At 43.5% G+C, this 10,541-nt stretch carries 11 protein-coding genes and 1 tRNA gene; 5 read left to right on the top strand and 7 right to left on the bottom strand.

The annotated features are described in order from the left end of the window. Positions 1-137: 137 nt before the first annotated feature. Entirely contained in the window at positions 138-758 is a 621-nt protein-coding gene (locus tag P8O70_04470) for an excalibur calcium-binding domain-containing protein (protein ID MDG2196136.1), read from the bottom strand. 416 nt (positions 759-1,174) lie between these two features. On the opposite strand from P8O70_04470, the gene P8O70_04475 reads away from it, so the two are divergent. Further along, a complete protein-coding gene (locus P8O70_04475) occupies positions 1,175-2,089 on the top strand; it encodes a gamma-glutamylcyclotransferase (GenBank protein ID MDG2196137.1) in 915 nt (304 codons plus the stop codon). Between the two features lie 55 nt (positions 2,090-2,144). Here P8O70_04475 and P8O70_04480 read toward each other — a convergent pair whose 3' ends face one another. Then, positions 2,145-2,510 (bottom strand): hypothetical protein, encoded by a 366-nt coding sequence (locus P8O70_04480; protein MDG2196138.1) that lies wholly within the window; start codon positions 2,508-2,510, stop codon positions 2,145-2,147. A 762-nt stretch (positions 2,511-3,272) separates the two neighbouring features. Here P8O70_04480 and P8O70_04485 point away from each other — a divergent pair. Both P8O70_04485 and P8O70_04490 read left to right on the top strand, forming a co-directional pair. Beyond that, positions 3,273-3,701, top strand: a complete 429-nt coding sequence (locus tag P8O70_04485) for a fasciclin domain-containing protein (GenBank protein MDG2196139.1) — start codon at positions 3,273-3,275, stop codon at positions 3,699-3,701. A gap of 118 nt (positions 3,702-3,819) precedes the next feature. Next, complete coding sequence (locus P8O70_04490) at positions 3,820-4,014, top strand: hypothetical protein (protein ID MDG2196140.1); 195 nt, start codon at positions 3,820-3,822, stop codon at positions 4,012-4,014. A 44-nt stretch (positions 4,015-4,058) separates the two neighbouring features. Here the strand turns inward: P8O70_04490 and P8O70_04495 are convergent, their stop codons facing one another. Together P8O70_04495 and P8O70_04500 are read right to left on the bottom strand one after the other, a co-directional pair. Next, the gene (locus P8O70_04495; protein ID MDG2196141.1) at positions 4,059-4,415 is read right to left on the bottom strand and encodes a hypothetical protein; all 357 of its coding nucleotides are present in this window, start codon (positions 4,413-4,415) and stop codon (positions 4,059-4,061) included. A 776-nt stretch (positions 4,416-5,191) separates the two neighbouring features. Then, a tRNA-Leu gene (locus tag P8O70_04500) sits at positions 5,192-5,278 on the bottom strand. Between the two features lie 154 nt (positions 5,279-5,432). On the opposite strand from P8O70_04500, the gene P8O70_04505 reads away from it, so the two are divergent. Then, the gene (locus P8O70_04505) at positions 5,433-6,599 is read left to right on the top strand and encodes a site-specific integrase (GenBank protein MDG2196142.1); all 1,167 of its coding nucleotides are present in this window, start codon (positions 5,433-5,435) and stop codon (positions 6,597-6,599) included. Positions 6,600-6,619: 20 nt separating this feature from the next. Here P8O70_04505 and P8O70_04510 read toward each other — a convergent pair whose 3' ends face one another. After that, positions 6,620-7,018 (bottom strand): GFA family protein, encoded by a 399-nt coding sequence (locus tag P8O70_04510; GenBank protein MDG2196143.1) that lies wholly within the window; start codon positions 7,016-7,018, stop codon positions 6,620-6,622. Between the two features lie 147 nt (positions 7,019-7,165). Here P8O70_04510 and P8O70_04515 point away from each other — a divergent pair, with 147 nt between their 5' ends. Then, a complete protein-coding gene (locus P8O70_04515) occupies positions 7,166-7,309 on the top strand; it encodes a hypothetical protein (protein ID MDG2196144.1) in 144 nt (47 codons plus the stop codon). A gap of 79 nt (positions 7,310-7,388) precedes the next feature. On the opposite strand, the gene P8O70_04520 is transcribed toward P8O70_04515, so the two are convergent. Together P8O70_04520 and P8O70_04525 are read right to left on the bottom strand one after the other, a co-directional pair. Further along, a complete protein-coding gene (locus P8O70_04520) occupies positions 7,389-7,616 on the bottom strand; it encodes a hypothetical protein (protein ID MDG2196145.1) in 228 nt (75 codons plus the stop codon). Between the two features lie 119 nt (positions 7,617-7,735). After that, positions 7,736-10,541: LamG domain-containing protein (locus tag P8O70_04525; protein ID MDG2196146.1), on the bottom strand; the 2,806-nt coding region annotated here is incomplete at its 5' end.

Here is a 10,541-nt window from a genome sequence, read left to right on the forward strand (position 1 = left end):
TTCCCTCAATCTGCTCCAAACCGTACTCTACATCAATGATCTTGCCCTCGTCATCACGTAAATACATCGTTTTCTAGGTATATTGGTTGATTACTGAAAACTGGCTAGATTGGCAGCAATTCATCGGTGGCCGTAGCTCAATTACACAACACCTCACACGGCACTCCATCCCCATCCTGATCCAGATTCTTCATTCCACATTGGATGAGGTAGGTCTTCGCTTCATCGCAGATGCTCATATCCTTGCAGTACTTCTTGGCTGAACAATTCACTTGAGTGACTGGTAACTTCGCACTAAATGGATTGATTGCCCCGCTGCATTCTTCAGCCACGATTGGCATCTCTGCATCAGCTCCAAGAACACCTCTGAGAGTTGCAATCTCCTTGGCATCCGCTGTCAAACCCCACCGTAATTTCATGGCAATCCAAGCTCTCGCATACTCTTCTTGATATGCCTCATTTGGTGGCAACCACTCTGCTGGATCCGATGCACCTTGCTGTCTGTTGAGGCCTCGATCTACTGCAATCAGGGTATTCGGATCACTAAGGTCATTGGCGTAGTCTCGCTTCCTGTAAACATCCCAGGCATGGCCACCTGATTCATGTGCTTCTTTGAGTGGCACCAGATGATCGATGTCGAGTTGGCTGGCATCCGTGAACACCTTACCAGAATAGACTCCAAGCCAATTTCCAAAGACCACCCTACAATTCTTGGCAGTCTTGAAACTTACTGGAGTCTGAGACTCCTTGATCAGCACCTCATGCCTTGAATTCTGTCAATCCCTATCTTCATCCACCCAATGCTTCCAGGCCTTGTGTTCAAAGGCTGGACATTTAGATTTGGCTGCTGCGGATTTTGCCAGCAACAGTAACAATAGGAGGAATGGGATCAGTGCGTGCTTCATTAGTTCAACAGTCTTTGCAGATTTTCTGTCCATCAGGCATCACAATGTTGCACATCTTGCTAAAACTCAGATCAGCTCCATCCAGGTCTGCATCTCGAAAGATTGTTCCTGTCAGGTCTGTATTCTACAGATCTGCGTATCAGTAGTAGTGCTGGGGAATGGATAGGATGGGGCGTAGAAGAGGCAATTGATCAAATCAAAAAAGTGAGGCGAAATACATTGAGACTAGACCAGCGTCAATGACAATTTACAAAGCACTTAGGAGGACAATGAGCAAAGAAATATCAGCATGGACGGATCTCTTTGTATACGGGACCCTGCTTCCAAATTGTCGGCTACAAAATCAGATTTCTGGCTGTCTCCGTCATGGCCCTGTAATTCTGGAAAGAGCCCAGTTGTATCACTTGGGATATTTTCCAGGTATTGTTGAAGAAGATGGTTTTGTGATTGGGGAGTGGATTTCAGTCCCACCCACCATGTTGAAAGAACTTGATCAGATTGAGGACTACGATGTTGAGAGGGATCCTAAAGATTGTCTTTACATCAGAAAGAACGTTCAAATCCAGCGACTCACGGATGGAAAATCTTTAGACGTAGAGGCCTATTTTTATAACCGGGATAGTACACATCTACTTCTGAACAGAGAGAATTTAGAAGCAAGATTTGCCAAGAATCAAGGTGATGACGTCACAAGAACTGAGCGTCCAGTACAGCATGGATGCTATCGGCGTTATCTAGGCGAACAAGATGAGGAGGGTAGTTGGCTCATTGCTTTCGGTTCAAATCTGAATCAGCATCGATTGGAATCCAGAGTGGGAAAGGTTGGAGAAAGCAGAGTGGGATGGATACCAAACTTTCGATTGGTGTTCAATAAACAATCAACCCCTAGCAGCAGAGAAACATTCGCAAATATCCAATACCAGCCTGAATTTCGAACACCTGCTGTTGCAAGTTGGCTAGATCAGTCCCAGCTCGAACAATTGGATGAATTTGAAGGAACACCTGATCACTATCTCAGGATGGTCATTCCTTTTGTTGCCCGAGATACTAATCATGTTATTGAATATTACCAAGCTTACGTGGCCAACCCCAATAAGCTAGGACCGGGGAATCCTTCAGAGTCCTACCGAAATCACCTTGAAGTGGGCTACTGTGAGTATGGTTTTGGTGAGGTGCCAAGCTAATTGGTAGTAGCAGGCAATTGTGTTTGCGTCTCATTGTGCCTACAGGAACGAAATTCTAAGCTGCTTCCTTGCTTTGGCTCCAACAAGGTTCCACAGGGCAGGCAAGACCTAGCGGTGCTTCCCAGAGCACTACTCCTATATACCCCACAACTCTGCAAATACTGTAGCCTCTCAGCATACGCTGATTGCTGGGAAGATCACCATTTGCAAGGATTGCTGCAAATGCTTCTGGTGGGTTCTTCCAGAATGGAGTCTTTGCAAGATTCTCAGCACCATCCAACCATTGTGGTGGATCATAACTACCCCAGTTGGGGTAGGTCACATCGATGTCGAACCAACCAAGGTGCCTAATCCAGTGAAGAATCACTTCTAGACTAATCTCTGGGCGTTGGAAGTCCTGAGATTCAATGAATTCATCCACTCACCTGATCTGTAGTTCCAGAGCATCATAGCTACTTGGAAGGTTTCAAGGAGCAGCAGGCATTGGAGTTCCCTTCCTTGTCCTAACTGGCCTGTATCCCATAGCTGAACTCCATATCTGCTGAAATGAAAATAGCTGGTTGCATGATCTGCAGAGTAAAATCTACTAATGCTCATTGTAATTAGCACATCAGATAGCTGACTTACAAATTGGCGTGATCAGAGGCAACTGAATCTGGTTTCGTTATTCAGTGGATGGCCGATCTGATTGAAGGATGTTGCAGTCAGGCAAGATGGGAGGAGGCACGACACCAAAGTGTATTTGCAATGCAGGCCATAGTTGCTGAGTTTGTTGTCCTGGTTGAACGAACTACCAAGCTGTATCAGTGGATGGGAAATGCAGGGTAGAGTATTCCAACAGAGTAAACATCCAGGAAAACTAAGTGTGGGATCTCAGAATAAAAGTTTTCATTTGTTTCAGCGGATATCGTTTTTAAAGCGATTTAAAGATAAAGCAATCACATTAAAGAAAAAAGTAAAAGATCTCTTCTTTTGTAAAGAGTAATGTCGGTCAAAAATTATAAAATATTAATTTATATCAGTTATTTGAACTTATAATCTTAGTGGCACAATTTTCGGAGGTTAAATCTCTCTTCCGATGTCGTGTTCAGACATTTAATTTTAATAATCATTCTAAAGGATCACATCCATGAAAAAGATCTTGTTGGTACTTTTCGCATTAATCGCAAGCACTGGAATCGCTATGGCTGGTGGCCATATGAAAAACCTGGTCGAAACAGCAGCAGGGAACGATGCCTTCAAAACTTTGGTAGCAGCGGTGAAAGCCGCAGGATTGGTAGAAACTTTAGCTGGCAAAGGGCCGTTTACAGTCTTTGCACCAACAAATGAAGCGTTTGCCAAACTGCCTGACGGTACCGTTGAAAGTCTCCTGAAGCCTGAGAACAAAGACAAACTGATCTCAATCCTCACCTATCACGTCATTCCTGGCAAAGTAATGTCGAAGGATATTAATCCAAGTCAGATGATCAAAACCTTCAATGGGCAACAGGTCTCTATCAAGCTTTCATACGGCAAGGTGAGTGTCGACGGAGCTAATGTGACTACAGCTGACATAGAAGCTGATAATGGTGTCATTCATGTCATTGATTCAGTGATTCTTCCACAGAGCTAGTCTCTACTCAGAGTAACGTGAGTCGCCAGTGGTTCAATAAGACCAGTGGCACTTTTGTGGAACATGATTCAGAAACATGGTAAAAGTAATTAAAGAAATCACCCAACCGGAGTGGCTTATGTCAGCACACACTAGTACCTGGCCTGAACTAGCAATCGGGCTTTACGAGGCACTAACAGAAAAGAAAGCTGAAATCACTTATCACTTTGAAGATATGAAAGTTGAGATTCCTTCTGGTACAGGTCCAGAAGCTCAACATGCTCTTTGGAAATTAGATGGCAAATTGAAAATCAGCACCAAGCCCACAGAGTGACCTTCAGCAGAATCTTGAGGGGGTGAGCGAGCCCCCCGTCTTGTTCAATCAAAGTCTCCCCAGTTCCAGTCCTGAGTTTCTGCAGGATCGTAGTCCAGAACTTCTCTGACAATTTCATGTCGGTATATCTTACTACCTATGAGTTTTGCTGTAGCCATTGTAGCTATGTATCTTGGTTGTGATTCATAATATTTGGAAAACACCGTGATAACATAGACTTCATCGTTTTCGTATAAAAGCTTCCATGGTCCAAGAGTCAAAAAAGGAGATATGGTTTCCATCAAAGATTTTTCTGCTTCAAAATCTATCTCCATTCCCATTCTGTAATCAAAGCATCGATAATCAGGATGAAGCATAGTTTTGATTGAAGAGTAATCTTTTTTAGGTACCCAAGCCTCCACGCTTTTTCAAACTCTTCTGCTCTAGTCATTTTCTCTCTCTATGCTGGAATCCATGAGTTGATTTCTGCGATGGTATAGCCCACCAACTACTTGCCAACCCTTTTTCTTCTCCCCCCGCTGTCCTCCGAGATCTTACTCGCTATTGATATACTGCAATTGTGGGTTCAGTCAATTTGGTGAATCAACAATCAGCAGGAGGTGATATGGAAACTTTCCATGAAGATCGAACGTGTTTTCTTTGGGTGGTCAGTGTCGTTGTCTTGTCGATCTCCTTGGTCGCGCTGGAGAGACTGCTTTCAGTTGCACCACTGTAATTCACAACCACCGAGAATCTGAATCCAGTTGGGGTCAAGCCAACTCTGAGCACTACCTGCTTTGTGCAGGTATGAAACGTAACAACAGTGTCAACAGGTTTTTTCATACCTGACAGTAGTGGTCAATCAATAGCGCAGTTCCACTGCCCACGATGCCTCAACTGGGATCAGTTACCACACACTACAGCATCTAGCTTTCGTCTTCTTAAACTAGATATTATGTTTTATATAATATGTAATTTATAAAGCCATCACCATCTTTTCCATCTCATCCCAAGAAGGTGATGGCAGATCTAATAATTGAGAATCAGACAAGAAGGACTTGACTGCTAGCTTCAGTTTTTAGTTTATAAATGTGCGTTGAAAATCTTGGAGGCTAGTTATAAGGAGCGTTATACGGGCGAGTACAAAAGGGGTGAATCAATAACTAAATTATTGATTTCTTGTGTGATTTTAGTTGATTGGTGTTGAAGGGGGGACTCGAACCCCCACGAGCGAAAGCCCACTGCCCCCTCAAGACAGCGTGTCTACCAGTTCCACCACTTCAGCGAAAAAGAAAGTAAATTCAGTAGCTTTCTCTGTAGTCACTACATTCTTTAGAAAAACCTCCTAATTCAAAAATTCAGCAGAAATTACTTAGTTTGTTATACCGTTTGTTATACCAAATTGGGCCCTCTGCTGCCTTTTGATATTAGAGGTAACTATGTCTAGCAAGTTTGAAAAGACCCGCTTTCCAGGAGTTTATTTCAAGAATAATAGCAAGGGCGATATTACTTACTATGCCTTCTACCGCGAAGGTGAAAAGCAACTTTGTCGCAGGATTGGTAAGAAGTCAGAGGGCTGGACTCTTGCCAAAGTCAAAGACTTCAGAATCGATTTAATGGCTGATGCTAGAAAAGCTGTTTCCCCTCCAGACTGGATAATCCCAACCCCAAAACTCATACAGAAAGCAGTTTCCATTGGTGAGCTAGTGGATCTCTACTTCAAACGCAAAATTGCAGAGAGAGGCGAACCACCTAAAACTGAAACAGAATCTAGGCAGAGATTTCAAAAGCACTTTTCCATTCACTGGTCAAAAACACCCTCTGAAATTGTAGAGTTGGATCTCTTACGCATCCGACATTCGATTTTGAAGTCAGGTGGAAAAATGGCCACAGTCTCTTGGCTCTTAGGCTTTTATCGAACACTTATCAGATTTGCAGTTCAAGCAAACCTTTCTCCTGCCTTGGAATATCAGATACCTGTTCCCAAAGCCTCTGAACTCAATAACCAGGTTACAGAGCGCTTAACGAAGGAGGAGTTGAAAAGATTTCTTGATGCTCTTGATCAACAACCTCCTCAGCTGAGAAACATCTATTTGTTCAGCCTACACACCGGTGTTCGTAGGGGAGAGATATTCAAACTGTGTTGGCAAGACATTGACTTTGAACACCGAGTAGTTTTACTCAAGGACGCTAAATCAGGAAGGGATGAACGAATTCCGCTGAGTAAAAGTGCAGCTGAAATCTTAATGAATCAGTATTCACTGAAAGACCAGCGATCTGATGAGGCAAGGGAGAGAAATCTTGTTTTCTTCACAAAGACAGGAAAACCATGGGGTAAATCTAGGTCTGTGATCTGGCGGTTGCATAGAGAGATTCGATCAAAGGCAGGCTTGCCAGAGGGATTTCGAATGCTTCATGGCCTGCGACATCATTTTCTGACAATGCACGCTGTGGCCGGAACCCCTGCACCGATCCTGATGAAATTAGCTACTCACAAAGACTTGGCCACAACTCAGCGCTACATTGATATAGCGGATGCTGATTTACTGGCAGCTGCTGATAAAACAGAAAGTCTGATTCAGCAGCAACTCAGGACTGTACCCTAATAGCTAGAAATGCTGTCTCCTCAGGGCATTCTTGCAAACCATTGTTGCTGTTCGATGCCCTTGAGCCAGCTTGCAGAAGAATCCTGATAGATGTGTTTGGTAGGAGTCAATTGTTCACGCTGATTGAGAAATCCCATCCGAATGATGAATCTCGTTTTGTTTTCATCAGCTGCGTAGAGGCTTGTCCCACAGACACCACAAAAACCTTGCACACGTTTTCTTCCACTTTCTGCCATCTTAATGTATTCGTTGGGTTCTCCCTCTACAGTGACGTTCTCAGCTGCGGAGGGGATCCCTGTTCTACAGGGCCCGCCTGCTAGTATCTGACAATCTACACAATGACAGGTCATTGCTGTTGCTGGATCTACTTCAGCAGTCAGGGTGATTTTGCCGCAGTGGCAGCTTCCATCAATTTTCATCGGATACTCCCTAGTCAGATTACTCAATTAGAGATCAATAAATCTCTTGATTCAACGCAGCTTTTTTCCCCACAGTCCTCCTCCCCAAATTGTTGAGACTTATCTGCAATCTACCAACACATCCAATTACTCAATCAGGAGAGGTTTATGTCTGTCAATTTTAATGTTTCTGAGAAGCATTTGAAGAACTCAATCGACAGGCCACCTAATGGGTTGGATACTTTCGCTTATTCCGATGGGCGGATCTATATAGGCGAATTCAAAGAGGGAAGTTTCCATGGACGAGTCTAAGTTGGAGAATTTACAGACGGCAAAAGGAATGGTGAGGGAACCTTAACTCACCCAGAAAGGAAGGCTCTCATGCCATTAATCAACGAGGCCATGTTGTATAAGTCAGTGCTGATTCTGCAGTGTGGCCTTGGAGTTTGTTAATCTCGAGCAGAGACCTTGTCTTTTCAAGTGCCAATATAGGATCGCTATCAATCACACACAACTTTGTTGCAGAATCCTGAGCTGATTCTTTTTTGACACTAAGGCGAATGCCTGAGATCAATTGAGGAAGCTGCGCATAGAGATTAGCAAGGTCGAATAGTTTCATGCAACACCTATCACACATATAGTAAATACAATGTGTTTAGATTTTGAAAAGAGGTATAATTGGATTAGCTGGGTGGGATGTCAAAGCATTACAAATAATCAATTTATTTTGATACAAGGCTATTCACGAAAAAAATCCTCACCCTTCATATACACGTAGTTATTGTGAATGCCGACAATCCACCAAAATTGCTGCAAAACGGCTCCACCGCCTTTTTCACTCCAGTATCTCTCGTACCTGTAAGTTTGGCCACCTACCAGCTTTGTACTATTATCTCGGTTTGCTGGCCCATGTAATCCAGACCAATCTTCTATGATAGTGGTGCCATCGATTATAGTTCTCGAACTATCATCATCCCTATTCCGGAATTTTACAGAATACTCTGCGCCTGCAGTACCTGGCATAATGAAATTCCCTGTTAGCTTTATAGCAATATAGTCTTTTTTTCTGGTATCAAGGATATAGCTCTGCCCCCAATTATAGTTGATATCCCCAGTTATTTTGCCTGAGGTCAGTATTTCAGAGGGTGACGTAGTACACGGCCAGGGATCACTGCAAGACCATGTCTGATAGCTGATACCATGTGATAACGTAATGTTGTCCAACTTAGGACCAAAGATATTCCCTGCCTCATCTTTGAACCAAGCTCTTATTTCACGATTACCGGTGCCGGTCAGTGTGAAGTTGTCCGTATTATTTACTGGATAAGCACGCCACCCAGCAGCAGTAGCAGAAGGTGTGGTTGCTGAAATATTGTCAGTGGCAAAGTAGTGACTGGTCCCGGTGACGTTGTTAAAAGTCAGTGTGACCGTGGAGGAGGTGGTGTTGTCAGCTCCATTGTTGATCAGCATGAAATTTGCCGTTGGGGAGACATTATCAAAGGTGATGTTATCCGTCAGGTAGCCAGAAATGTTTTGTGCTGCATCTTTAAACCAGATGAAAATCTGCTTCTCTCCTTGGCCTGAACTAAGTTGAAAAGTTCCTGAGGTGTCATAAGCCTGCCAACCAGAGGTGTTATCTAGGGGGTTGGTACTGTTCTCAGACAAGTAAATGTTGACTGGGGTAGCATCATCTGTCGCATTGTCGATGAAGCTGACTTTATCTAAATTGGTGAAGTTATCGTTACCTGCAGTACCAAGCAAGGAGAAGCTCAGTGGTTGCGGAGGAGTTGTGTCGAGGCGAGTAATGTTGTCTGAGAAAGGCTGAGAAATATTGCCAGCTTGGTCTTTAAAGCGCACTTGGATCTGCCGCTCTCCATAATTTGAACTTCCTAGAGTAAAATTAGTGTTGAAGCTGACATTATCTGAGGGCGTCAAATTGTCTGATCTCCATGGTGGACCTTCAAAACTACCATTATCTGTAATCTGGTAAGCAACAATTGAAGAGGCATCATAAGCATGTAGAGTCAAAGTCAGTGTGTCTGAAGAGGTATTGTCACTGCCGTTGTTTACTGTAACACTGCCAAACATCGGTGGGATGAGTTCACGAACATTTTTTAGGGCCTTGATTTCTACAAGGCTTAAGGATCGATTATAGATGAAGATATCATCGAGAATTCCTGTGAAATTAAACTTATTACTATTCAAAGAAGTACTTCTCCTTCCAATAAAAAAATCACTGTTATTCTGAATATTCGGTTCTAGAGAAAAGTTGGCACTATTATCTAATTGACCATCAATAAAAATTTTTATGGAATTGCTACGGTTAACAAAGCTGACAGAATGATAAATATTGTCATTTACTAACTGTACAGACTTAACAGATTGAACAACAGGTTTAGCATATTTTATCAATCTTAAAGAACCATCTTGGCTACATCTAATAGAATAAGGATAATTGCTAGGATTAGCTCTACTGTCCCATTTGCTTATTAAATCTGCATCTCTACCTTTAATGGAACTGCAGTTATTAGTCTTTATCCAAAAATGAATAGTGAAATCCAGATTTGGCCAAAAATCTAAAGAATTGTTGTCTGGGATTCTTATGTAAGAATTTCCGTCAAAGTAATAAGCAGAATCCAATTTATTGAAGCGATTTGTGCTGAATTGAACATTGCCTACTTGAGAGCCATGCAGTCCATTCCCCGAATAATCGAGAGTATCATTATCAAATGGATAATAGGCAACGAGTCCATTGCTTAGGTTGAGAGTCTGGTTATCAGTTTTGAAGTGAAAGATCTGAGAAGGATAGAGTGTCAGGTTGTCCTGAGGATGAACAAAGCCTTTGATCTTGAGTTGGTAGTTTGTTTCTCTTAGCAGAGGCCCTGTGGACCAGAAGATAAGGCTGTCATTGTCGAGATTCCACTGCCCGCTGACACTTAGGTTGTCACTGGCCTTTTGGAGTTGGAGATTGCCCAGCGGATAGCTACTGGGCAAGACCAGAGGATACTTGATTTTGAGACCAGCATAGGCATTGACGGTTGGGTTGCTCTGATTATCAACTCTGGTTTGTCCATCATAGAGCCAGGCGCGGTAAACGGTTCTGGTGGAAGTCAGGTTGTCAATGTTTCCAGCCTTGTCTCTGAGCCAGAGGCTGAGCGTATGCTGCTGACTGGCGCTGGTGTCATCAAGGGGCAGGGAGTAGAGCAGGTTTGGCTGAGCTTGGACCCAGCCACTGCTGTAGGCATTGGGGGTGCTGCTGTTATCAAGTTGTGCCAGAAAGAACTGAGTGTCGTTGTCGGTCGTGTTGAGCTTAAGACTCAAGCCGTTGAAGGAGCGACTGAGGTTGTCCAGTTCAACAGTGGTCTTGCTGGTGTCCGGAGTTACGTTGTCAAAGCGAATTTTAAAAGGATAGCCCCAGCCAATGTTTCCAGCCCGGTCCTGGACCCAGAGAGTGTGACCCTGTTCAGTATTCTGGCTCAGGTTGTCAAAACGAAAGGTCAGATTGTCCCAGGTGGGTAGTAATTGGCTGAAGTCACTGAAAGAG

Source organism: SAR324 cluster bacterium (assembly GCA_029245725.1).
GTDB lineage: Bacteria > SAR324 > SAR324 > SAR324 > NAC60-12 > JCVI-SCAAA005.

What these genes read in the sequence shown, in the direction of transcription:
- P8O70_04515 (MDG2196144.1), top strand. Translation starts at nt 7,166, where the DNA reads ATGTCTGTCAATTTTAATGTTTCTGAGAAGCATTTGAAGAACTCAATC.
- P8O70_04485 (MDG2196139.1), top strand. Translation starts at nt 3,273, where the DNA reads ATGGCTGGTGGCCATATGAAAAACCTGGTCGAAACAGCAGCAGGGAAC.
- P8O70_04475 (MDG2196137.1), top strand. Translation starts at nt 1,175, where the DNA reads ATGAGCAAAGAAATATCAGCATGGACGGATCTCTTTGTATACGGGACC.
- P8O70_04505 (MDG2196142.1), top strand. Translation starts at nt 5,433, where the DNA reads ATGTCTAGCAAGTTTGAAAAGACCCGCTTTCCAGGAGTTTATTTCAAG.
- P8O70_04510 (MDG2196143.1), bottom strand. Translation starts at nt 7,018, where the DNA reads ATGAAAATTGATGGAAGCTGCCACTGCGGCAAAATCACCCTGACTGCT.
- P8O70_04490 (MDG2196140.1), top strand. Translation starts at nt 3,820, where the DNA reads ATGTCAGCACACACTAGTACCTGGCCTGAACTAGCAATCGGGCTTTAC.
- P8O70_04520 (MDG2196145.1), bottom strand. Translation starts at nt 7,616, where the DNA reads ATGAAACTATTCGACCTTGCTAATCTCTATGCGCAGCTTCCTCAATTG.